Source organism: Paraglaciecola marina (assembly GCF_004360155.1).
Taxonomy (GTDB): Bacteria; Pseudomonadota; Gammaproteobacteria; order Enterobacterales; family Alteromonadaceae; genus Paraglaciecola; species Paraglaciecola marina.
This window is the reverse complement of the sequence record NZ_SAIS01000010.1, coordinates 1-25252: the sequence shown is the minus strand read 5'-3', so window position 1 is coordinate 25252 and position 25252 is coordinate 1. Positions and strand designations below refer to the sequence as shown.

Sequence of the window (25252 nt, the reverse complement as noted above, 5' to 3'; positions counted from 1 at the left end):
AAAACTCCTATAAAAATAATAACGATTCTATCAATTAAGTAGTAAATTAAAGCAAAGTCAGGCAATTAACAAATGAGATATGTAAGACAATGCAACTTTTTCCAGCAATATCCCCCTACAAAACTGAAATGTTTGACGTATCTGATGGGCACCAATTGTACCTCGAACAAACAGGAAACCCCGATGGTATCCCTATTTTGTTTCTACACGGTGGCCCAGGTGCCGGTATATCTGCGACTTATCGGCAGTTTTTTGATCCTGAACATTACAGAATCATTGGGTTTGACCAAAGAGGGTGCGGTAAATCTCTACCATTTGGCAGTTTAGAGCACAATACAAGTCAACTATTAGTACAGGATGTTCTGGCAATTCAGAGCCACTTGAAGATAGGTAAGTGGGTGCTATTTGGCGGTTCTTGGGGGTCAACATTAGCTTTACTTGTGGCAATCGAACAACCTCAAAACATAATCGGCTTGATATTAAGGGGGATTTTTCTAGCTCGAGAAGAAGACTACAGCTGGTACTTGGATAAAAAAGGTGGAGCGGCCCAGTTATTTCCAGAGTTCTACAATGAATTTTTAAAGCCTATTAAGTCACAGCTAACCGGCCAATCTATTGCTGATGCTTATTATGATATTTTCACTAGCAATAACGAAGTACGAAAGATGGCAGCCATCAAAGCTTGGTTTTTGTGGGAAGCTCGCATAAGTAGATTACATATCCAAATTAACGAAGAGCAGTTAATACCCGACGTTCATAGGGCAATTAGCTTAGCCTTGTTAGAGTGCCATTACATAAAGCACCAATGCTTCATTCCTGAAAATCACATATTAAATAATACAGTTAAAATTAAAGACCTACCTATAAACATCATACATGGTCGCTACGATACGGTTTGCAAAGTAGAGTCCGCTTACTCACTACATCAGGCATTAGATAACAGTAAACTTTCAATTATTCCTGAAGCGGGTCATAGCGCTGGCGAGAAAAACACCACAAAAGCGTTATGTCGAGCAACCAGAGATATGCTCAAGTTTTGTAAGGAGCAGTCATGATTGCCTTAATTCAAAGAGTTAAACATGCCAAAGTTGAAGTAGATAGCAAAGTTGTAGGAGAAATAGGTACGGGTAGCCTAGTGTTACTAGGCGTTGAAAAAGACGATGACCAAAATAAAGCAGACAAACTTCTTAATAAAGTTATGAATTATCGAATGTTTTCAGATGAAAACGGAAAAATGAACCTAAATATTCAACAAGTAAAAGGCGAGTTACTAATTGTCTCTCAATTTACCTTAGTCGCAGACACCAAAAGTGGCAATCGGCCCAGCTTTTCAAAAGGTGCAACGCCAGAAAGAGGCCTCGAGCTTTACAATTATTTTGTAAATAAGTGCAAACAAAGTGAGATCAAATTTGAAACCGGTAAGTTTGGAGCTGATATGCAGGTTTCGCTAGTAAACGATGGCCCTGTAACATTTCAGTTACAAGTATAGTTTGCCGCCTGCTAGCTTTTGCGCTTTAATGGTCCACTGGTTTAGAGAATGCATCTTGACTGGCATTTAGTATCAGGTACCTAAATTTAGGTACTCAAACTCGGAAACCTTAAATGTATAAAATTGAAGACCCCACTAGCGAACAGGACTACGAAGAGTATTTTGCTTTCCGTTGGAAAATGTTACGAGCCCCTTGGAATTTCCCAAAAGGCTCAGAAAAAGACGAATACGAGCAAGTCAGTGAGCACAGACTAATTCGCAATAGTCAGGGAGAGGTTATTGCTATTGGACGTGTACATATGAATACAGCAGAAGAGGCACAAGTGAGGCATGTAGCTGTTGAAAAAGACTATCAAGGTAAAGGGCTCGCAAGTATGCTGGTGTCTTCATTAGAGTCTGTAGCAAGAGCTGAAGGTGCCGTTCGTATAGTCACAAATAGCACTCAGGTTTCTATTCCATTTTTTCAAAGCGTTGGCTTTGAGATAGAAAGCGAAACCCCAAAAGAATTAGGAGAGCAGCAGCGGCAACAAATGGTCAAGCGCCTGATTGATCCAAATATACTCACCTTACACCCTAAGTGGTGTAAATTACTTCAAGAAACTTGGCACGACACTATTCCTATTAGTGAACAGATGGGGATCAAGTTACACCAATACACGGGCCGTACTTTAGAAAGCCGAGCATCGCTAAATAAAAATATAAATCTACACGGAACTATGTTCGCTGGCAGCATTTTTTCTTTAGCCACCTTAACAGGCTGGGGTATGATTTTTTTACAACTAAAAGAAAAGGCTTTAGAAGGTGAAATCGTATTAGGTGATGGCAATATTCATTATCATAAACCCATCACTATGCAGCCTAGAGCCATATGCAACATTGAATCTTTGTCTGGAAGGTTTGAAACCTTACTTAAAAACAAGAAATGCCATATACAATTAAGTGTAGCAATATTAGACGGAGACAAGGCGGTGGCAGAATTTATAGGTGACTTTTGGGTCTTACCTGTAGCGACTAAACCTGTTACTTCTGAATAAGCAATATTAAAAAAAACGTAAAAAAAAGCCCTAATTAATTAGAGCTTTTTGCTATGTTTGAATACTTGGCTTAGGCTGCCATAGCATTTTGTAACTTTTTCATTGCATTCTTTTCTATTTGACGAACACGTTCCGCCGATACTTGGTATTTATCAGCTAAATCTTGCAATGTGGTTTTGTCATCAGATAGCCAGCGAGTTTGAATGATATGCTGACTACGCTCGTCTAAAGTTTTAATCGCAGCATATAATCTACCAGAAGCATTAGAATCCCAATCCGCATTAATAACGTCGGTTTCTACATCGGCAGATTTATCTTCTAAAAACTGAACCGGAGCAAAACTTCCGCTTTCGTCATCATCAGCTGACAAGTCAAATGCTTGGTCTTGGCTGCTCATGCGCGCTTCCATTTGGAGCACTTCTTTAGTGCTCACACCTAACTCTTCAGCTACCTTTTGTACTTCAGCATGAGTAAACCAACCTAAACGTTTTTTGTTCTTACGTAGGTTAAAGAAAAGTTTACGCTGTGCTTTAGTAGTTGCAACTTTAACTATACGCCAGTTACGTAACACAAATTCGTGTATTTCAGCTTTGATCCAATGCACAGCAAAAGATACCAACCTGACACCTACAGTAGGATCAAAGCGTTTAACCGCTTTCATTAAGCCGATATTACCTTCTTGAATCAAATCTGCCTGTGGCAACCCATATCCGGAATAAGATTTAGCTATGTGCACCACAAATCGTAGATGAGACATAATAAGCTTTCTAGCAGCTTGTAAGTCGCCATCTTCTTGTAAACGCTCAGCAAGACTACGTTCATCCTCGGCCGATAGCATATTAATACCACTTACCGCTTGAACGTAAGTTTCAATACTACCTGTTTGAGGGACAGTTAATGTCAATGCCCGTAAATCTGTACTCATAGTGACCTCCAATTGCACAATAGCTCGCGATTTTATCAAAAAAAAAAGCCCCCTGCGACTGAAATCATAGTCAATTACATCATTAATTTCAGGGCTCGCGTAAATAGACCGTTAAATTCGTAAAAAATTCCAATGCCGGAGAAATTCTAAAGTAACTTCCCAGTCGACAAAACACTATATCGACCCACTGAAAACTAAAAACATTTAAAATTTAACCCAGTTAGAATAACAATTTAACTTACGTACCTCAGAATAATTAAGATCAAATATACTCTCGATAAGACCAATGGCTACTGTATTAATTAATTTTTTACTTGTAAAATGATTGCGATCAATCTTTTACTAAAGAAGCATCGAATATGCTTCATATAGAAAATAAAAACAAATAGGAACGACATGTTTGCCTTTGTAGCTCGACAACCAATACTTGATAAAGAAAAAAGTGTTTTCGCCTATGAGCTTTTATTTAGGGATGGTAAGAATAATTACTATCCCCATTTAGAAAGAGATGAATCAACCAACAAGCTTATAGCCAAAAGATACCAAACCCTTGATTTAGATGATATTTCTTGTAATAAAAAATCCTTTATCAATTTCCAATCCGAAACCCTATTTAATGGACTACCCAAATCGCTAGATCCCGAAAATGTCGTGGTAGAACTCGCAGCTAATAGCCATAAATCTGATAGTTTGATAGAACTATGCAAGCACGTAAAAAATTTGGGCTATAAGATCGCTTTAGATGGTTATCAGTTGGACAGTAAGTCCCAGGATTATCTAAAGTTTGTTGATATGGTCAAGATAAATACCCATCAAGGTGATTACGATAAATTGGCTAGCAATGTGCATCAACTCATAGACAAGAACGTACAACTCATTGCTGACAAAGTAGAAACCCAAGAAAGCTTCAATATTTATAAAGATATTGGATTCGATTATTTTCAAGGCTACTTTTTTTCTCGTCCAGAATCCGTATCACAAGGACACCTCCCAACTTCAAAACTTACCTTAGTAGAATTAATGGGGGCAAGTTCTAGCGAGTCATTCGATATAGAAAGTATTAATAGCGTAGTAGAGCACGATGTAGGTCTGTCATATATGCTACTCAGATTTATCAATAACCCAATGATAAATAAGCGTTATAAAATCACTTCGTTACGCCACGCTTTAAATTATATGGGCGAAGTAGAGATCAAGAAATTCATCGCGTTATTAGCCTTAACCAATCTATCAGACGACAAACCCATTGAGCTTATCCACTTATCTTTAGTTCGCGCTAAATTTTGTGATTTAGTGGGAATTGAAAAAAATATTGGTAACAACCCACCGACGGCTTTTTTAGTAGGCTTATTTTCACTTATAGATGCACTGCTTGACCAAGATATGAAGTTATTGCTCGACAAGTTACCTCTAATAGATGAAGTCAAAGATGCCCTATGTGGCAGTCAAAATGATCTATCGCTTTATTTATTGTTAGTGAAAGCATTCGAAAGTGGAAACTGGTTAAAAGTCATTCGTCTTTCAAAAATTCTCGAAATTGATCAAAAGTTATTACACAGTCTATTTAACGAAGCTATTTTGTGGGGCAATGGTGTGCGCAACTCAATTTCACCTCACTTCCCTGAATCAAAACCTTAACTTTAACTTATCAGCTACTGGATTAAGTCCTACAAAGCAGTTATCACCCATGAATAAAATGATTAAAGAACATATTGTTGTGGCACAAAATGCTTCCGGCCGCAATATGAACGTCCCTTTATATCGTTTTCTTGGCGAACAACCCGGCCCAAAGGTTTATATTCAAAGTTCAATTCATGGCGCTGAAGTTCAGGGCAATGTGGTTATTTATCAACTGATTCAATTCCTCAAACACATACCGTTAAATGGTGAAATAGTATTGGTCCCAAATTGTAATCCAGTAGGTAGCAATATTAAGGCTGGGGAGTATACCTTAGGCCGCTTTGATCCCGTAAATGGCACTAACTGGAACCGAGGATACTTCTACGACCAAGCGTTAATACAGGAGTTTGCAGCGAGTATTGATGACGAGGAACCAGTCCAATCTATTAAAGAACGGTTTCGCTCCCAAATAAAGCAACAATTACAAAATAAACTCAATGAGACATGGGGAATTGGTTTAGCGCAGCGACTTAACCTCAAGCTACAGCAACTCGCCTTCGACGCCGACTACGTATTAGATTTACATAATGGGCCTGTGGCCACTCGCCATATTTATGTGCCTGAATATGCCAAAGAGTCTGCAAGACTATTTAATATCCCACACGTCATTTTAATCCCTCAGGTCTTTTCAGGAGCATTAGACGAAGCCACATTTTGTCCCTGGTGGTTATTATCCGATTTAGTCAGTGCTAAACGGCAACAAGCAATTAACTTTGAAATCGAAGCGTTTACCTTAGAAATGGGAAGCCAAGAGGTGGTTAATTTTACAGAAGGGAAATACGACGCCAAAAGTATTCTGGCTTTCTTAACCGCTAAAAATTGCTTACCTGCTGATACCAGCACCCCTGAAACTATTGTTCGCAAAGCCGTATATTTAAAAGACTATAAAATACTCTATACGCAAGCTGGGGGAATAGTGGAGTATATGGCAAAACCAGGAGAAGTGATAACAAAAGGCCAAGTATTGGCTAAGGTTTTAAACGTAGATAATTTAGACAATGACCAAGCAACACATGATATTTTGGCCCCTTGCGATTTAATTCCTATTTTACACTTTCCTTCGGCTTCAGTATTGAGCGGAACACAACTTTATAAATGCTTTACTGAATACTTTGAATTATAACCGTCAGTTTTAATATCGAAATCCCATCACCTTACTTAACAAAAACTAACTACCAAAAACAATCTCTAGTAGGTCATAGACAGCATAATACGCTTGTTATTGTCTAACTGAGTCATAGCTTGGTTAGCTAATACCATAAACTTTGATTTTTCTTTCGCAGCTATAGGTTCGGCTTTTGGCAAGCTCACTGTACGGGGGTTTCTATGTACCCCAGCAACCAAAAATTCATAATGTAAATGCGGAGCTTGTGACATGCCAGTTGATCCAACTAAACCAATGACTTGTCCTTGTTTTACTCGTTGCCCTTTTTTCACCTTTCGCTTTGAGAAGTGCAAATATTTAGTGACGATTCCGTTTGGATGTTGAATAAAAACATAATTGCCATTGTACTTGTTATAGGCTGAATGCGTGACCTTTCCATCACCTGAGGCAACAACTGGGGTGCCAGTACTTGCTCTATAATCGGTACCATTGTGAGGTCTCACACGTTTTTGAATAGGGTGAAAACGTTTTGGATTAAAATTAGAACTGATATACCTAAAGTTCACCGGAGCCCGTAAAAAGCTCTTACGCATACTACGTCCTTCAGCTGTGTAATAATTTCCATCGGTATATCTCACTGCGGTATAGGAGTCACCTTGATTTACAAATTGAGCCGCAACAATATTGCCATTCTCAATAAACTCACCATCTATGTAATGCTCTTCAAAGGTCACATAAAATTGGTCGCCCGCTCTAATACCTAGAGCAAAATCTATGTCCCAGCCAAAAATACCAGCCAAGCTCATAATCTGATTATCACTTAAATTCGCTTCACGGCCAGCATTCCAAAAACTACTAACAATCTCACCTTGAGCATAATTTAATCTTGTATCTACTTTTTTACTTTGCACCTTACTTACAAAGTTATCATTTGCGTCATGTTCTATAACTAGCGTGTCAGTAGTTGAATATGGGTATTTTAATGAGATCAGCTTTCCTGATTTATCAATTTCTAAATCTAAATTTTGCCCTGGTTTCATTCTTAAAAGTTTACTTGCATCATCTCCAGCTTTACTAACGTGATAGGTATCTTGGGGGGTTAACCCAGCTCTCTTAAAGATAATGGCAAGATTGTCACCTTTTTTAACCGTAAAAGAGCGAACTTCGTTTAACTCTTCAAGTCCTGAGAATTCATTGATGGGCAAATTATCAAAATTAACGGCAAGATCGTAACGTTTACCTACCTCTAAGGTGGATGCAGTATTTCTATATGCACTCACCGGTTCTGATGGAAATAGAAACAAAAAACACAAAAAGGCAGCAATGGAAGAGATCATCCATTTATGGGGTTTTGGTATATTTTTAAAAGACTTAGTGATCACAGAGACAAGATTTCAGTTTAAGCTTAACCACAGAATATATGGATTACATTGGATTTTCCAGCGCTAGTCTCGATTTTACTCAATTGTAGAATATCTCTAAAACAAAGATGTTATTTGCAATAATACCTATAGCCCTTTCATTGCTAAGGCTTGACAAGTAAAATACCGATTAGATAAACACCCGATTACTTTACAAGGTTACAAAAATGTCAGATTGGCAGAATGCAATGGTTGAAATCCAGCGCGGTGCAGAAGAAATATTATTAGAAGACGAACTCAGTGCCAAATTAAAAGAAGGCAAGCCTTTAAAAATTAAAGCAGGGTTTGATCCCACAGCACCAGATTTACATTTAGGTCATACGGTTTTAATCAACAAACTACGTACCTTTCAGCAGTTAGGGCACGAGGTGATATTTTTGATTGGTGACTTCACTGGCATGATTGGTGATCCAACAGGCAAAAACGTCACCCGTAAGCCACTCACCAAAGAAGACGTTTTAGCAAACGCAGAAACCTATAAAGAACAAGTTTTCAAAATTCTAGACCCAGCAAAAACTACTATTCGCTTTAACTCAGAATGGATGGAGCAATTAGGTGCAGCAGGCATGATTAAGCTAGCTGCAAACCAAACGGTTGCTCGAATGCTTGAGCGAGATGACTTTAAAAAACGCTATGCAGGCGGCCAACCTATTGCTATACATGAATTTTTATACCCGTTAGTTCAAGGTTGGGATTCTGTAGCATTACAATCTGATGTAGAACTTGGTGGTACCGATCAAAGGTTTAACCTATTGATGGGCCGTGAATTACAGAAATCAGAAGGTCAAAGGCCTCAAACCGTATTGATGATGCCTCTCTTAGAAGGTTTAGATGGCGTTCAGAAAATGTCTAAGTCCTTAGGAAATTATATTGGAATCACCGATGCCCCTAGCGAGATGTTTGGAAAAATCATGTCAATTTCAGACGTGTTAATGTGGCGCTACTACGATTTGCTTAGCTTCAAACCTAAACCAGAAGTTGATGCTCTAAAACAACAAGTCGCTGATGGTACCAATCCTAGAGATATTAAAATTGACTTGGCGAAAGAGATTATAGCCCGCTTTCATAGCGATGAAGCGGCAGCTGCTGCCCATAATGAATTTATTCAGCGCTTTCAAAAGAATGCTATTCCAGATGAGATGCCAGAATTTGAATTTGAACTAGGCTCAGAAGGTCTAGCGATTGCAAATACCCTCAAAGATGCCAAATTAGTAAGCTCTACCTCTGACGCCATGCGTATGATTAAGCAAGGCGCAGTTAAAATGGACGGTGAAAAGGTGGCAGACACTAAACATAGATTTATAGCCGCCGCTCAAGTTGTACTTCAAGTTGGCAAACGTAAATTTGCTCGCATCACTTTTATTTAATAGTCGATAACCTAAATTCACCCTAGCTACATATTGTAGCTAGGTGATCTTGCTAAAGTAATTGAACTTAATCACCCTTTTGCGACTCTATTATTGGCTCAATGGTTTCATATTATACTTCAAGGAAATAAAGCACCTACCGTGTTGAAGAAAAACCGCTTTTTAATCTTCTCTCTATTGGCCCATGTGATATTAATTTTTATTATTGCACGGTCTGCGATGTTTTCTTCTCCCCCACCAGTAAACATTACAGAAGTTCAACCTATACAAGCCAGAATAATATTTGATATTGCGCCTGACGCTATCGTAGAAGAGCCCCCTATTGATGAGCCGTTACCGGTATCAGCAGAAAAGCCGTCAGTAAACGCAGATTCTCAACTAAAAGTTAACTCCCGAGATGTAGAAAAAATTGTAGAAGCAGAAGTGCCACCACCTTCAGCTCCAAAGCCTGAACCGGTTATTGAAACGCCACAAGCAGAAGTTGAGCCTGCAACTAAGCCTGAAAAAAACGAAACGACTAATGTGCCAGCAGCAGAGACTGCCCCAGTAAAAAATGATTCAACTAAAGCCACAATTAGTAAACCTGTTACTAGCATGGCGAGAAGGCATCTAGGAAACTTTCAGCAGCAACAACATCAGCGAATGGCAGAACAAGCCTCTCGAAATTATCAAGAATCTAAAAACTCTCCCTTCATAAATACTGAAGAGAAAGACCCCTTTATGACAGAAGATGAAAAACTTCAAGAAAGCCTGAAAGTGAGAGCTGATTGCGGAGGCGCAACCAAAGGCACTGCAGCTTTAATACTTGGTTTTATGGGCGGAAATATAGAATGTTCTAAACCGCCACCAATAGATGGCTATATTCAAAAACGCCTCAACAAAACTCAGGATTTACCTAGGCACTCTGACATTCAAAAAAGTCAAACCGACTTGACTAAATCTATAGTGGTGCAAGACAAGTAACCTAAACTTTTAATCATAAGCTTTTGATATTCCGAGTCTAAGTTAGCAAGTAGGCTATTTTCCAAAGATCTTTTCCCATAGCGTTTTTGGTTTTTCGGGCACTCTTGATTCTCCGGTACACTTTTTAGGGATGGCTGGTAATGCCTCTGTAATGGCTGGCACGCTAAAGGTATCGGTACACCCTGCGCGACTTAAATTTCCAGTTTCTTTATCAAAATGTGCAATACCTAGCCCTTTGGGGAAACGCCTCACTAAAGATTTAGGTTCTTGTTGCTTTTGATAAGCAATAAACAATTGCATGGCCCCACTTGAGCCACTTAGGTTAACGGGTTCATTGTTGTCTTTTCCAATCCAGCTGGTAACTAAAATATTTTTATCGAAACCACTAAACCAGCTATCACGATAGTCATCTGTAGTACCGGTTTTACCTGCCATATTAACATTAGGGAAATCAGCTCGAATTGACTTTGCAGTGCCTTCTAAGGTCACTTTATGTAATGCATAATTTAGTAAGTAGGTGGCCTTTTCATCTACCCTTTGTTCCGGTGTGATGTCGAAACTCCAAAGTAAATCATTTTTAGGAGACATAATAGAGGTAATAGAATGCAGTGGTATGTATTGCCCATTATTAGCCATGGTCTGATACATTTGGTTGACTTGAAAAGGTGAAAAATTAACTGCGCCCAATGTTAAAGCCGGGTAGAGGTCTAGCTCTTCTTCTACGCCTAATCGCCATATAGTATCGGCAATAGTGCCTAATCCTAGTTCCATCCCTAAAATCACTGTAGGTACATTTAAGGATCGACTTAACGCTGTGACTAAAGGGACTTGTCCTCGGAACGTTTTATCGTAATTTTGTGGCTCCCACATTTTACCATGGGTACTTTTCAACTTTATGGGCTCGTCTGCTAAATGGGTCGCTAAATTATAAGTTTCGGGTAGCTCTAAAGCCGTTAAATAAATCACTGGTTTAATCAAAGAGCCTATAGCTCGCTTGGCATCTAAGGCTCGATTAAAACCCGCATAATCCGTATTACGTCCCCCTACAATTGAGCGAATTTCACCTGTATCGATGTCTGACACCACCATAGCAGCTTCAAAATCACGTTTTCCTATGCGCTTTTCTTGAATGGCAACACCTTTAGAAACAGCCAATTCTGCTTTAACTTGGGCATTTGAGTCTAATGTTGTAAATACTTTCAAGCCAGATTGGCGAATATCTGGGTTATCTAATACCTGTCTAAGCTCTCTTCGAACTTGATCCATAAATGCTGGGTGTTTATCTTTCTTTAAACTTGCTCCGGACGCTAAATTAATGGGTAAATCTAATGCTGTTTGATATTCATTTGGAGACAAGAGGTTGTCGTCTAACATCAATCTCAATACAACATTTCGTCTTTCTGCAGCCCGCTCAGGGTATTTACGTGGGTTGTAATAAGACGGCCCTTTAATAATTCCCACTAGGGTTGCCACTTCATCAACACTTAATTCATTTAATGGGCGATCGTAGTAAAAGTAACTTGCTAGTCCAAATCCATATACCCCAGTATCACCGTTTTGCCCCAAAAACACTTCATTCAAATACGCTTCCAGGATCACTTCCTTGCTATAACGGGCATCGATAATAACCGCCATCAGCGCTTCTTTAATCTTACGGGTAATGGTTTGCTCTCGGGTCAAAAACAAGTTTTTAACCAGTTGTTGAGTTAGGGTACTGCCCCCTTGTACCGTACGACCAGCAGAAATATTAGCCAATAATGCCCGCATAATTGATAAAGGCGCAACCCCAAAATGTTTATAGAAGTCTTTATCTTCAACGGCCACTAGCGCCTGAGTGAGAATAGGCGGGACATTATCTATTTGCACTAACATGCGGTCTTCACGACCACTACTCACCAATCGAGTAACTAACCAAGGCTCCAAATAAAAGTCGCTGATAGCACGACCACTATCTAAGTCTTGAATTTTGCTGATGCGCTCGTTATTGAGTGTAACTTCGATATTGCGTAAAAATTCAGTGCCATGGGGGAAATCAAACATACGCCTTTGAATGCGAATTTTTTGCCCTAAAATCTGATACTCACCAGAGCTATCCGCCCTTGTCACTCTGCGATAGCCAAGTAATTTTAATTCTTCTTCAATCTCTTTAATGCTAATTTCTTGCTTCAATGCTAAGTGCATAGGACGAGCATATATTTGCGCTGGTACCTGCCATTTATTCCCCGCAAAGGTATGCCTAATTTGCGCGTCTAAATACACCCCATAAGTACCGATAATCAGCACAAAAATTAACACCAATTTACCCCAGTGCCGAAAAAACCACCTAAATGGATTGAGTTTTCGCCATACAGAAATGGCCGGTTTTCTAGGTTTACTCGCTTTTTTAGGCTTTGCTTGGGAGGTTTTAGTCATTTGCTACGAAAGGGGTCTTGTAAAAGTTAAAACAAATTTTGGTGGTTAGCTTATCCAAATTATTAAAAAATTGCTGCTTTAATTCACCCTATAAGTGACAAATTAAAATAGCCTGTTACTAACTTTCAAAGTAAGTAACAGGCTCATATCCACAAGGTAACTAATCGATCAATTGCACATTTTTAAAGTAACTATCGCCATCAGGGTTGTTAACATCATGGTCCATCATGAAGAAAAGGTTACTAAAGTTACCGCGATAAAAAGCACCAACCGGGATTTCGAAATGCTGATATTCGCCATCTCCTGTATAGGTGTAATTGGTATAACCATAATCTTGCGTGCCAAATAAAGTGAACACTCTATTTTCGGTAAGCTTAAGATTATTATCAAAACCAAAACCATGTAGCTCTCCTTGTGAGGTACTTTTAAAATCAAAGGCCAACACAGTATCTGAAGTTAAGAGGACATCTAGATCTATCCTTTTCCAAGTGTTGCCTTCGAGTTTAAGTGTTGCTCCACCATCTTCTAAAGAAGCAGTACCCACTACATCTTGATTACCACCATAACTTAATATTTGATAGTCGTTAAAGTTAAGAATTGACTCATCAGGGGCGGCTTGAACAGTCACCACAAAGCTTTGAGTATCTGTTCCTGCGGCGTTAGATGCTCTAACCTCTACAACTTGCTGGCCTTCTTGCGTTTCATCTGGTGTCCATACTAATAAGCCTTCTTGGCTAATAGACATACCGTTAGGCCCATTTATCAATTCATAAGAAATAATCGCGGTACCATCGGCACTAAGGGTGTTGTCTTCGTCATAAGCGTAAGCAGTATTTACGGTTGCGCTAAGATTTGGAGTAGAGGTAATGCTAGGAGCTACAATAACGGGGGTTTCCCCCGCTTCATATACTTGAATATTACTAAAATAACTATTGCCAGTTGGACTGCTTACGTCATGATCCATGGCAAAGAAAAGATTAGTCATTGAGCCAGTATAGTAATCGCCAACGGGTATCACAAAGTGCTCAATATCCCCACTACCACTGTACTGGTATGTAACATTACCGTAGTCTTGGCTACCATATACCCTGAAAATTTGGTTTTCATTTAAGCTGATATTATTATCAAACCCAATTCCATGAATTTCACCTTCTTGGGTACTTTGAAAATCAAATTCTAAAATTGTGTCTTGCGTGACAATATAGGGCATATCAATTTTCTGCCATTTATTGCCTTGCATAATAAGAGTTGCACCACCGTCTGTTACCGAAACAGTCCCAGTAATATCTTGATTTCCTCCATATGCAGCCAAAGAAAACTCATTAAAATTGATTACCGAAGTATCAGCTGGAGCGACAACTTCCACATCAAAATTTTGCGAACCCGAACCATATGGGTTACTTGCAGTAATTTGTACTGAGTGCACACCTTCTTGGTCACTTTGAGGTGTCCAACTGACCAAACCACTGGGATCCACAGTCATGCCTACTGGCCCAAAATCTAACAGATAACTAATAGTCTCGGTGCCAATAGACTCTAACTGTCCATCATTATCATATTCATAGGCACTATTAATTGTGGCACTGGTGTTCGCACTAGAGGTAATTGTGGGAGGAGTATCTGCAACAGGAGTAATATCAACAATGCAACTTGCACCTTCCACAATGGGCTGAATAATACCTAAACTGCAGTCTGAAAATTGATCGTTACCATTAATTGTAGGGTTCATTAAATACGTGCCCGACGTAGCAGCACAAGCAGAACCGCTTTCGTTATCATGGGGAGCACTAAAATTATGCCCAAACTCATGGGCTGCAACCAAAGAAGCAATACTGCTCATACTCCCTGCTTGGGTCACCCCAACACCATAACTCCCACAAACTCCACCTACATAAGCAATACCAACAGTACTACCCTCAAGTTCTTTTCCGGTAAACAAATGTGTAAGCCCTTGATTACCAATATCACTGGCCACGTATGATCTAAAACTCCCAATTAAGGTACTAGCATTATTGGAGGTCAAGGTTCCATTAGATGACAACATAATAATATCAGTGACAGCCATACTTAAACCTAACTGGTCACTAAAAATGCCATCAACCACATTCATTTGCGCAATGATATTACCTTCAACATCTGAACCACTAGTAGCTACATACTCGGTATCAGCAACTATGGTTATTGGTATTTCTCTGCTGGCTAAGGTGGCACTCGCGAGCTCTGCCTCATCAACAAGGCTCATTATTTCAGAGTAATCAAATGCACCGTTATTTTTGCTTAAATCCATATCACAGTGCCCAATGTTACTCACAGAAGAAGCCATAAAAGCGACTGACCCTTGACTAGAAAGGGCCTTACTGTTTGTTATTTCACTGGCTTTAACTGCATCATCAATTAAAAAAAGTTCATTACCGTCATAAAACGCGCCAATATAGTTACCAGCAACTTTAGTTAATCTCACCCATGAACCACTTACCCCCTCTATATTGCCTGAGTAGGGCACCACCTCAGTGGCATTTTTACGATAAATAGTCTGCCGATTTAAAGATTCATTTTCAGTTAATAAAAAAATGTAATTCTGGCCATAGACATTAACCGATAGTGCAAACTGCTCACCGTCCCGAGCAACAAACTCGCCAAACTCAACCACTTGCATGTCAGCTATGGAGATACTATCGTCATCAAATACTGAAGCATCAACACTAAAACTTAATAGTGAACTCGTGACGAACACAGCAAGTAGCTGCTGAAGACGATGATTTATACTATGGTAAAATTTCATAAAAACATGCATTAAACTGAGCCTCTTAATTCATACATAAAATCTTGTATCGAGGCACTTTTAAGCTTCGAATTAGACCAAACGCACTTAATTTAAATTATTCATTTTCTTTTTTGTTCGAGTAGTCGCTTGGGAATTAGCTGGGTCATCTGGCCAAAAATGTTTTTGGTATCTACCCTTCATTTCTTTCTGTACTTCTCTGTAGCTCCCTTGCCAAAAACCTGCCAAGTCTTGTGTTGTTTGTAATGGGCGGCCTGCGGGCGATAACAGCTCTAGATTTAACGGGATTCTTCCATTTCCAATTTTAGGTGTGTCTGCCAAACCATACACTTCTTGCATACGCACTGAGATTTTCACTTGACCATCAGTCAAATAATTGAGTTGAATATGACTTCCGCTTGGCACTTTGTATCTTTCAGGCATGAGCTGTTTAAGGGTATTTAAAGTTGTCCAACCCATCATAGATGATAACATTTCATTAAACTTTTGTTTACCAAGTTGCTGCCAGGTATAGACCTCTGAAATGTAAGGTAACAGCCAAGATTGAAGAGATGCAGTTAGCCCCTCTTCAGTAAAGTCTGGCCAATCGACTTTTGGCATAACCTTCTTAGCTAGCTTTACTCTTTGTATTAATTGCAGGGCATAGTCATCAAAGGGCAGGCTCATCACCCCTTTTAATTGAATAACCTCTTTCCAAATGGCTAAGACCTCTGGAGGTGAAGGCTTTGGCAAGTTTTGCTTAGTAATAGTGATGGCACCTAAAGTCTGAATTCTTTCAGCCACAATAGAGCTTCGGCTCTCATTCCAAGTAACTTTTTCAGTCCACTGTATTAGATCGCCATGGTGTTGTTTGATTTGCTCAAAAGAAATGCCTTCAGCTAGAGAGATTTTTGCATCCCCTGTAGTTTTATCGGTACTAAACATGCTGCCTAATACTATCCATTTATGGCTAGTTAAAATGTCACCTTCCCTTAGCTGTACACCTGCGCCATTGGCCAGTAAGTAGCGTTTATCACTGGTACGAAAGCCAATCCACTGAGGAAAGGCGAAGCTAAGCAATAAGCCAATATCATAAAACGGCCAAGTATTATCAATTCGGCAAGCTACTCGTTTATGCCAATACTTAATGGTTTGCCATATGGCATGGGAGCGATTCCTGTGAATAAATTCAATACGCTGACTAACTTGAGCACTGGTCTCTCCTCTTAGCGGGTCTTTACTCTCTAAAAGAGCAGCAATAGCACAAGCTAAGCTTTGATGAGATGCACTAATATCAGCACTTTTGAGTAGCATGTTAGCCACACCAGCATGACAGCCTAATTTGTGTATATCTTTGCCTAGGCCTGTCACCCGTAGGCCTGCATCAAGGGCACCTAAATGCAGCAATAAGTCGGTGCCCTGCTTTATTTGAGCCTCACTTGGTTGGTCGATTAATCCTAATTCTTGAATCGTACTGCCCCAAATGGCACTTTCTAAAATAAACTGGCTCATATCAGTAACCAAAATATCTGGTGTAGATTGTTTCGGTAACCTGTCGTGTAACTCTCTACTCCACAATCGATAACATGTGCCCGCAGTTAAGCGGCCTGCCCGACCAGCCCTTTGTGTTGCCGAGGCCTGTGATATGTTTTGATTTTGTAAGTGGGTAATGCCACGGCTAAGCTGAAATACTGCCTTTTTCTCAACACCGCTATCAACCACAACCTGAATGCCCTCGATGGTCAAACTGGTTTCAGCAATATTAGTGGCGAGTATAATTTTACGCTTGTCATCAGGATGGGGCTGCAGGGCCTTTTGCTGTTCTTGTTTAGGCAACTCAGAGTATAAAGTTAATACCTCTATTTCAGCACCAAAGTGACTCCGTAATTTTGCTGCCGCTTGATTAATATCTGCCACCCCAGGCAAAAAGACTAAGCAATCAAAATCGTGTTTTGGAGTAACCTCTATTACTAAGCGGCTAATTTTCTCAAACAAAGGTTGCTTAGTATTGTCTGCTCGATAGACCACGTCTACAGGGTAACTTTTACCTTGAGACTCCAGCAATTTAGCCTCAGGTAGCAATTTATTTAAGGCCGCCACATCAAGGGTAGCCGACATCACTAACAACCGTAAGTCATCTCTTAATGCTTGCTGCACCTCGATACACAAAGCTAACGAGAAATCAGCGTGAACACTGCGTTCATGAAACTCATCAAATATAATCAAACCAATATCTGGCAACTCCGGCTGGCTTTGCAACAAGCGGGTTAAAATACCTTCGGTGACAATTTCAAGGCGAGTATTCGAAGACACCTTCACATCACCGCGAATCCGATACCCCACAGTTTGCCCCACAGCCTCACCCAATTGGCTAGACAGATAAGCTGCAATAGTTCTAACGGCAATACGCCTAGGTTGTAGCAAGATAATTTTTTTATCTTTACATTGCTCAAGTTTAAGCAACGACAAAGGTAAGCAAGTGGACTTTCCCGCACCGGGCGGGGCCACTACTATGGCATCACCTGTTATCAATTGCTGATGTAAGGCAGGTAAAATATGTTCAACAGGCAACAAGTGACATCTCTTTGATTAATAATGAAAGGCTAAAACTCAGGTTAGGACGGATGATATCAAACATAACTAAGGCCTGAGTCTGAATTTATTCTCATATAGCTGTTTTTGTTCTTTACCCCCTGAGTAATAGCAGGCGACAATAGCAGGTTAAGAAAGTCGAGGTTTTTAAGAGTTATGCAACAAACATTTAGATTAGTCATTGATTGCCCGGATCAGGTGGGGTTAGTGGCAGCAGTAAGTCAATTTTTAGCCCAGCAAAACGCTACCATAGTTGAAGCGAATCATCACACCGACCAACAAACCAGTCGGTTCTTCATGCGTCACGAGATCAAAGCGGACTCTATTAATATGAGTATCGATAGTGTCAAACAAGCATTTGCCCCTATCGCTGAAAAATTCAATATGAATTGGAAAATAGCCGATTCACATCAAAAACAAAAAGTGGTGTTGTTAGCCAGCCATGAATCACACTGCTTGATGGATATTTTGCATCGCTGGCATAGTGGTGAGCTACAATGTGATATACCTTGCATTATTGCTAACCATCCGCAAATGAAACAGTTTGCTGACTGGCACAATATCCCTTTTCATTGGGTAGACTTCAAAAATCAATCTAAAGAAGCGGCCTTTGCCGAAGTAGAAAATTTAATTGAAGCATATAAAGCCGACTTAACAGTGCTTGCGCGCTTTATGCAAATCATTCCAGATCACTTATGTAAAAAATTAGCAGGTAAAGCTATTAATATTCATCACAGCTTTTTACCATCATTTGCTGGTGCAAAACCTTATCAGCAAGCCTATAACCGAGGCGTTAAACTGATAGGGGCTACCTGTCATTATGTCACCAGTGATCTAGATGAAGGCCCGATCATTGAGCAAGAAGTGATGCGTATTAGCCATAGCGATACGGCTGCAGATATGGTGCGTAAAGGTAAGAACTGTGAAAAAACAGCCCTAGCTAATGGTGTACGTTACCACTTGGAAGACAGAGTAATTATTCACGATAACAAAACCGTGGTGTTCGCTTAAATTATGGCTATCTATCTTGTGCGACATGGTGAAACTGACGGTAACCGTAATAGAATTTTACAAACCCCAGACACGCCACTTTCCACTTTGGGGCAGCAACAGGCACAAGAGTTTGCCATAGCTTATAAAGACACGCCAATAGAAGCTATTTTATGTAGTGACTACTTACGTACTAAACAAACTATTGAGCCTTTACTCAAGCTGCAGTCTCACAAAGTCACCTACGAACCACTGCTGCAAGAGCGAAGTTTTGGTGACATTCGAGGTAAAGCCTATGACGACGTTGAAGATGATTTTTTCGCTGAAGATTACGCTCCACCAAACGGTGAAACCAAACAACAATTTGTTGAACGCGTAGCAAAAGCTTGGGAGTGTATAGTCAAGTTCTCTGCAGAACACTCAGGAGACATATTAGTCATGACACATGGTTTGGTGCTACGAGAAATAGTAAATACTCACTTAGAGAAGGATCCAGCTTTTAAATATTTATCTGACTATCATAATACCTGTGTGACTAAGATAGAGATGGGAAAAGTTTTAACAGTGTTGAGTCTGTGTGATATTAGTCATTTATCTACTCAAACCACGGCTAGCGGCGCGGTATAACAGTTTCACGCCAAGCTTAAAAATATCCTTTATATTGCAATTCTAGCTTGTTGTTGGTGACTTTTTTGTCGAATATTGAACTAAGGGTTTGATTTCCATTCCATGTTTGACTGGCAATGGCCACTTCCCAATAATGGCTGCTATGCATCCCATTCATTCTTGCATTAAGTAACCATTCTGAGTTTTTAGGCAAATCTAGCTGTACACCCTGAGCGCTCTTAAATTCAGTAGAAGTTTGTAGGGTCACCCCTGCCCCTATACTAACATCATGGTTAAATTGATACCTTGGAATGATTGAAAGCTCTTTAAAAGATACTCTCTGATTGAATACCCCCCAAGAATGTCGACCTTTGGCATAGCCTAAGCTCATTTCCAGAGATGCACTTTTAGTGAGTGCTTGGTTGAACGATGCAGAATAGGTAACTTGATTACACCCCGCAAATTTTATTGCTGACTTATCGACTCCAAGTTCTATGTTTTCTGAATCAAAACCCGATAGCCACTCAATTGTAGGTTCAAGCATTTCAATATTTGCAAAACACAATTTAGGTATTAGCACAAAGATACAAAACAATACTGTTTTCATGGTAGCACCCAAATTATTGTTCAACTTTCATCCACTTTAAGTTAGCTAAAATAAATTACAGTATGTTTTGCGTACCTTAAGTACAGATAATCACACCTTAAATCGCTCAGCTACATTTTACTGAGATCGATTAACTAGTAGTTTGGCGTGAGTTTACTTAAACTGAAATCGTAAAAAAGCGTCACCTTTTCTATTATTCATACAATAACGGTGGTGCAATTATAATTTTAAAAACGGCAGAAAATAATGAATAAACCTCTAACTAAATTAGCATGTGCTGCAGTATTAATTGCTCTCAGTGCCTGTAGTAAAAAGACCACAGTAGAAGTAGCGCCCCCCAAAGACGACAATCCGTTACTTGCAGAATTCTCAGGCCCTTATGGCGGTGTACCGGCTTTTGACAAAATGGATTTATCTTATCTTAAGCCTGCACTTGAAGAAGGCATGGCGCTGAACCTTACTGAGATAGACGCCATTGTTAATAATCCAGCACCCGCAACCTTTACAAACACCATAATTCCTTTAGAAAAGGCAGGTTCAGAGTTAAGCCGAGTATTTAGGTATTGGGGGATTTGGAGCTCAAATTTAAACAGCCCGGAGTTTCGTAAGATCCAAAAAGAGATGGTTCCTGTATTGTCAGCATTCAGATCTAAGATTACTGGTAATGAGGCATTGTTTGCCCGAGTAAAAACTGTATTTGAAAGCGACGAATTAAAAGCTCTCACCTCAGAAGAACAAAGAGTTACTTTACTTACTTATAGTAGTTTTGCCAGAAATGGAGCGACATTAAAAGGTGAAGCAAAGTTACGTTATGCAGCCATTAACCAAGAGTTGGCGGGGTTACAAACCCAATTTGCCAACAACGTATTAGCTGACGAAGAGAAATATGTTTTATATTTAACAAAAGATCAGCTATCAGGTTTATCAGAATCATTAGTTTCTGCAGCTGCAAGTGCCGCCACAAACCGTGGTAAAGAAGGTCAATATGCTATTACCAATTCTCGTTCATCTATGGATCCATTTTTAACCTATTCAGACGAAAGAGAGTTAAGAGAGAAAGTTTGGCGCACCTATTACAGTCGCGGCAACAATGGCGATGAGTTTGATAACAATGAACTCATCAAAAAAATTCTCACCCTTAGAGACGAGCGTGTGGCTCTACTTGGTTACGATAATTATTCCCAGTGGCGCTTAGAAGATCGCATGGCTAAAAACCCTGAGAATGCCATGGCATTAATGCAAAAAGTTTGGCCTGCAGCTATCGCCCGAGTTGATGAAGAAGTAGCAGACATGCAAGCGATTGCAGATGCAGAAGGTGCAAATATCAAAATCGCACCTTGGGATTATCGCTATTACGCTGAAAAAGTACGTAAAGCCAAATACGCCTTAGATTCAGATGAAGTTAAACAATACTTACAATTAGATAAACTCCGTGAAGCTATGTTTTATGTTGCCGGAAGACTATTTAACTTTGAATTTACGGCTGTGCCTGAAGGCTCGGTGCCTGTATTCCATCCAGACGTTAAAGTGTGGGAAGTAAAAGACAAAACAACTGGTGAGCATATTGGTTTATGGTATTTAGACCCATTTGGTAGACCAGGGAAACGTTCTGGAGCTTGGGCCACCACTTACAGAAGCCATACTACTTTTGATGGTAATAAAACGGTATTGTCATCAAATAACTCTAACTTTGTAAAAGGCTCAGAGGGTGAACCAACACTTATATCTTGGGATGATGCAGAAACCTACTTCCATGAGTTTGGTCATGCTTTACACTTTTTATCTGCAACGGTAGCCTACCCAACTTCGCACTCTGGCGTCCGCGACTACACCGAATTTCAATCTCAGTTGTTAGAGCGTTGGTTAACCACAGATGAAGTTATCAATAACTACTTAGTACACTATAAAACAGGTAAACCAATCCCTACCGAGCTGGTTGCAAAGATCAAAAAAGCAGCCACCTTTAACGAAGGCTTTAAAACCACTGAGTATATGGCATCAGCCATAATGGACTTGCTATATCACACCACAGATCCTGCATCCATTGAACCTCAGGCTTTTGAAAAAGAGCAACTAACTAAATTAGGTATGCCTGAAGAGGTGGTAATGCGTCACCGTAGTACACAATTCGGCCATGTTTTTTCTAGCGAGGGTTATTCATCTGGTTACTACGGTTATATGTGGGCAGAAGTATTAACTTCTGATGCAGCAGAAGCCTTTGCAGAAGCTCCAGGCGGATTTTACGATAAAGAAGTCAGCGACAAGTTAGTAAAATACTTATTCTCTATCCGCAACGCTATGGCACCAGAAGAAGCTTATCGTTTGTTTAGAGGCAGAGATGCAAAAGTTGAAGCCTTGATGCGTGACCGCGGTTTTCCGGTAACCAAATAATCGAATCAGAATTAAGATTCTAAACAACTTAAAAATGGCGAGCTCTGTAACTACAGGTTCGCCATTTCTTTTTCTTACAACTTATTCACCCTATTTACACCTCACACCACCTGGAACAATATAGCTAACTGTTAAAGGTACAATACTGATGCAAATTATTTTTATTTCAGTGTAGGATACCTATCTAAAAGCATTAAAGAGTATTAGATTTGATTAGAAAGCACCTTGGGTTTGCCTTGAACCTTGCTGCACTTGGGCTGTTTTTTCCTGGGGTATTGTTAACTATGTTTTCATTCAATATGGAAATGATGGTTAACCTTGGAGCCTCAGATCTGACTTCATCATTAATTGATAAAGAATTGTCAATTGCAACCAGCATACAAGAACTTTGGGAAGACGACAGAGTCTTGGTAGCCTCATTGATCTTTGCGTTCTCAGTCTGCATTCCGCTTCTAAAAACATTACTTGTTAGCATCGCTTACTTTGTAAAACATGCTGGGCTAGAAAAAAAATTATTAGGATTGGTTGCTGCTATTGGTAAATGGTCAATGGCAGATGTTTTTGTGGTGGCGATTTTTCTAGCTGTTATGTCAACTAACCATGCAGACACCTCAACAAATGAACAATTCACAGTATTTGGTTTTAGCATCGCACTAGACATCAGTAGCCAAACACTATCAGCAATTGGAGACGGATTTTACTATTTTACTGGATACTGCTTATTGTCATTATTAGCAACCCAGTTAAGTTTATCTGCTAGTAAGCAGGCTACCCAAAAGTTACAAAAAATAGATATGGCGAACATAACTAACTAGACAAAAAATAATCAATGAGAGGTTTGTACGTGATTAATAAACTTGAAAGTTTGCGACTTTTTATAATTGCAATTACCACCAGTGTTGTCCTTATATCTTGTGGGGGGAGTAACTCAACTGCAACTTCAGATACAAACGAGCCAACTTGGGTAGCCGGTCAATTTCTAGATGACTCTGAATATAAAGACCTATGTGAATCACCAAGAACTGGCCCAGACAGTAATGGTGATACCTTTGATGATGTATTAGGTACAAGCATGCATGAAAAAATGTGGCTACGGTCTTGGACGAATCAAACCTATCTCTGGTATGACGAAGTGGATGACAATGACCCTTCATTATTCACAGTAGATGCATTTTTCACCCAATTAAGAACCGAACAGTTAACCGCTTCCGGTTCGTTTAAAGATAACTTTCACTTCTCTCAATCAACAGAAGAGTACAATTTAAGAACCCAAAGTGGCGTATCATCAGGGTACGGTATTAGCTGGGAATTTGTAGCGACCAGTAGTCCTCGCAGACTCATTGTAAGATATACGGAGCCTAATTCACCTGCGGCATTAGCAGGGGTTGTTAGAGGTGATGAACTAGAAATGATCGATAATATAGACTTTATAAACGCAAACACAGAAGCGGAAGTGGACGATATAAATGCGGCTTTATTTCCATCAGATTCTGGTGAAACTTACAACTTTGTTTTTACTACTTTAAATGGTGAATCCTATAACGTTGACATAACCTCAGCTAACGTTGAATTACAGCCGGTGCAGAATGTAAAGGTTATTGATTCACCAATGGGAAATATCGGTTATCTGCAGTTCAATTCTTTTATTAGCTCAGGACAGCAAGGCCTAATCGATGGTTTTCAGGAGTTCGTAGACAACAATGTTAATGAGCTAGTACTTGACATGCGCTACAACGGCGGTGGCTTATTGGCAATGGCTTCACAACTAGCCTACATGGTAGCTGGGGCGTCGCAAACCAATAACCAAATATTTGAAACCACCCAGTTCAATGATAAATCTGGTACCACCAACCCTGTTACAGGTGACACAGTTCAAGCCACCCCTTTTTATACCCGAGAAATTGACTGGGATACTTATCAGTTTACGAATGAGACCTTGCCGTCACTAGATTTAACTCGGATATTTGTATTAACAACAGGGAACACATGTTCAGCAAGTGAGGCTGTTATTAATGGGCTTAGGGGGGTTGATGTAGAGGTGGTATTAATTGGTGACACAACCTGCGGCAAACCGTATGGCTTTTATCCACAAGACAACTGCAGTACCACTTACTTCACTATTCAATTTCAAGGGGTTAATGCCAAAGAGTTTGGAGAATATTCTGATGGCTTCAAACCTACTGCAACTCCAATTTTCGACGACGAACTGCCAGGCTGTAGCGTATCAGATGACTTTAGCAAACTTTTAGGGGATGAGTCTGAAAGCCTATTAGCCGCAGCTTTAAATTACTCAGAAACGAGCGAATGTCCAGTATCAACTCAACTTGTCACAAGCCGATTAAGAACCATTGAAGGTGGCGGTATTTCCATAAAAACTCCAAACGCTGTCCTAGAGTCTATTGTCTTTGAAAACAAACTGATCACCGAGCCTATTCAAGAACCCGATACTGGAAATTGATAATATGAAACTTAATACTTTGATAATAGGAACCAGTGTCATAGCTTGGATGTTATGCGGCTGTTTGACAAAAGACACTGGCCTATTATCAGAAGCTTTGTTAGAGCAACCAAGTATAGAGTCCCGTCAAGCTATAGAAGTGTTAATTGGAGAAATGTTAAAAGGCCGCCCTATAAAACTAGCTGATACTGTATTCAGTAAAAAGAGTAGCCTGACTGTAGAACGCCGACAATCAGCCCCAAACTCAAATAAGGTACTAAATGGCCGTGAAATAGCTGCAATAGATTCCTTCACTTTATTTCTCAACAATGGCCAATGTATGATTAGACACAATCAGACTGGGCAAAACCGTTTTTTAGAAAATGTAAAATGTATAACAAACTTATAGTGGCAAGTTAAGCACCCAAAATTTGTCCCGTCCTAGAATAAGTTGACGGTTTTTAAGCCAGCA

General features: G+C 39.8%; 19 protein-coding genes. 13 read left to right on the top strand and 6 right to left on the bottom strand.

Translation table 11 applies throughout. The features are described from left to right. Nucleotides 1-89: 89 nt before the first annotated feature. The 3 genes from pip (at nt 90) to EOK74_RS14195 (ending at nt 2523) form a co-directional block, all read left to right on the top strand. Nucleotides 90-1055, top strand: a complete 966-nt coding sequence (pip, locus tag EOK74_RS14205) for a prolyl aminopeptidase (RefSeq protein WP_133470689.1) — start codon at nt 90-92, stop codon at nt 1053-1055. Next, nucleotides 1052-1489 (top strand): D-aminoacyl-tRNA deacylase, encoded by a 438-nt coding sequence (gene dtd, locus EOK74_RS14200; protein WP_133470688.1) that lies wholly within the window; start codon nt 1052-1054, stop codon nt 1487-1489. Before pip ends, dtd begins: the two co-directional genes overlap by 4 nt. A 113-nt stretch (nt 1490-1602) precedes the next feature. Further along, nucleotides 1603-2523 (top strand): bifunctional GNAT family N-acetyltransferase/hotdog fold thioesterase, encoded by a 921-nt coding sequence (locus EOK74_RS14195; RefSeq protein ID WP_133470687.1) that lies wholly within the window; start codon nt 1603-1605, stop codon nt 2521-2523. A gap of 70 nt (nt 2524-2593) precedes the next feature. Here EOK74_RS14195 and rpoH read toward each other — a convergent pair whose 3' ends face one another. Next, nucleotides 2594-3448 (bottom strand): RNA polymerase sigma factor RpoH, encoded by an 855-nt coding sequence (gene rpoH / locus EOK74_RS14190; protein ID WP_133470686.1) that lies wholly within the window; start codon nt 3446-3448, stop codon nt 2594-2596. 396 nt (nt 3449-3844) lie between these two features. Here rpoH and EOK74_RS14185 point away from each other — a divergent pair, with 396 nt between their 5' ends. Both EOK74_RS14185 and EOK74_RS14180 read left to right on the top strand, forming a co-directional pair. Continuing rightward, the gene (locus EOK74_RS14185; protein WP_133470685.1) at nt 3845-5086 is read left to right on the top strand and encodes an EAL and HDOD domain-containing protein; all 1242 of its coding nucleotides are present in this window, start codon (nt 3845-3847) and stop codon (nt 5084-5086) included. Nucleotides 5087-5135: 49 nt separating this feature from the next. Next, complete coding sequence (locus tag EOK74_RS14180) at nt 5136-6251, top strand: M14 family metallopeptidase (RefSeq protein WP_133470684.1); 1116 nt, start codon at nt 5136-5138, stop codon at nt 6249-6251. Nucleotides 6252-6316: 65 nt separating this feature from the next. On the opposite strand, the gene EOK74_RS14175 is transcribed toward EOK74_RS14180, so the two are convergent. Beyond that, nucleotides 6317-7615: a peptidoglycan DD-metalloendopeptidase family protein gene (locus EOK74_RS14175; protein WP_133470683.1), complete on the bottom strand. Its 1299-nt coding sequence runs from the start codon at nt 7613-7615 to the stop codon at nt 6317-6319. A gap of 206 nt (nt 7616-7821) precedes the next feature. On the opposite strand from EOK74_RS14175, the gene tyrS reads away from it, so the two are divergent. Together tyrS and EOK74_RS14165 are read left to right on the top strand one after the other, a co-directional pair. Further along, entirely contained in the window at nt 7822-9021 is a 1200-nt protein-coding gene (gene tyrS, locus EOK74_RS14170; RefSeq protein ID WP_133470682.1) for a tyrosine--tRNA ligase, read from the top strand. Between the two features lie 141 nt (nt 9022-9162). Continuing rightward, nucleotides 9163-9984, top strand: a complete 822-nt coding sequence (locus EOK74_RS14165; RefSeq protein ID WP_133470681.1) for a hypothetical protein — start codon at nt 9163-9165, stop codon at nt 9982-9984. Nucleotides 9985-10038: 54 nt separating this feature from the next. On the opposite strand, the gene mrcB is transcribed toward EOK74_RS14165, so the two are convergent. The 3 genes from mrcB to hrpB form a co-directional block, all read right to left on the bottom strand. Beyond that, nucleotides 10039-12396 carry a penicillin-binding protein 1B gene (gene mrcB, locus EOK74_RS14160; RefSeq protein ID WP_133470680.1) on the bottom strand — a complete coding sequence of 786 codons (2358 nt, stop codon included), beginning with the start codon at nt 12394-12396 and terminating at the stop codon, nt 10039-10041. 160 nt (nt 12397-12556) lie between these two features. After that, nucleotides 12557-15178 carry a M12 family metallo-peptidase gene (locus EOK74_RS14155; RefSeq protein ID WP_166638778.1) on the bottom strand — a complete coding sequence of 874 codons (2622 nt, stop codon included), beginning with the start codon at nt 15176-15178 and terminating at the stop codon, nt 12557-12559. Between the two features lie 87 nt (nt 15179-15265). After that, nucleotides 15266-17731: an ATP-dependent helicase HrpB gene (gene hrpB / locus EOK74_RS14150; protein ID WP_133470678.1), complete on the bottom strand. Its 2466-nt coding sequence runs from the start codon at nt 17729-17731 to the stop codon at nt 15266-15268. 174 nt (nt 17732-17905) lie between these two features. Between hrpB and purU the strand changes: the two genes are divergently transcribed. Next, the gene (gene purU, locus EOK74_RS14145) at nt 17906-18760 is read left to right on the top strand and encodes a formyltetrahydrofolate deformylase (RefSeq protein ID WP_133470677.1); all 855 of its coding nucleotides are present in this window, start codon (nt 17906-17908) and stop codon (nt 18758-18760) included. Between the two features lie 3 nt (nt 18761-18763). Next, the gene (locus EOK74_RS14140) at nt 18764-19366 is read left to right on the top strand and encodes a histidine phosphatase family protein (RefSeq protein WP_133470676.1); all 603 of its coding nucleotides are present in this window, start codon (nt 18764-18766) and stop codon (nt 19364-19366) included. 16 nt (nt 19367-19382) lie between these two features. Here EOK74_RS14140 and EOK74_RS14135 read toward each other — a convergent pair whose 3' ends face one another. Beyond that, on the bottom strand, nt 19383-19952 hold the full coding sequence (locus EOK74_RS14135; RefSeq protein ID WP_166638777.1) for a hypothetical protein: 570 nt from the start codon (nt 19950-19952) through the stop codon (nt 19383-19385). Between the two features lie 246 nt (nt 19953-20198). Between EOK74_RS14135 and EOK74_RS14130 the strand changes: the two genes are divergently transcribed. The 4 genes from EOK74_RS14130 to EOK74_RS14115 all read left to right on the top strand — a co-directional run bounded on the left by EOK74_RS14130 (nt 20199) and on the right by EOK74_RS14115 (nt 25189). Beyond that, nucleotides 20199-22343, top strand: coding sequence for a M3 family metallopeptidase (locus EOK74_RS14130; protein WP_133470675.1), 2145 nt, complete (start codon nt 20199-20201; stop codon nt 22341-22343). Between the two features lie 209 nt (nt 22344-22552). Further along, nucleotides 22553-23158: a paraquat-inducible protein A gene (locus tag EOK74_RS14125; protein ID WP_133470674.1), complete on the top strand. Its 606-nt coding sequence runs from the start codon at nt 22553-22555 to the stop codon at nt 23156-23158. Nucleotides 23159-23172: 14 nt separating this feature from the next. Then, nucleotides 23173-24801: a S41 family peptidase gene (locus EOK74_RS14120; protein WP_133470673.1), complete on the top strand. Its 1629-nt coding sequence runs from the start codon at nt 23173-23175 to the stop codon at nt 24799-24801. Nucleotides 24802-24805: 4 nt separating this feature from the next. Continuing rightward, entirely contained in the window at nt 24806-25189 is a 384-nt protein-coding gene (locus EOK74_RS14115) for a hypothetical protein (protein WP_133470672.1), read from the top strand. The last annotated feature ends 63 nt before the right edge of the window (nt 25190-25252 follow it).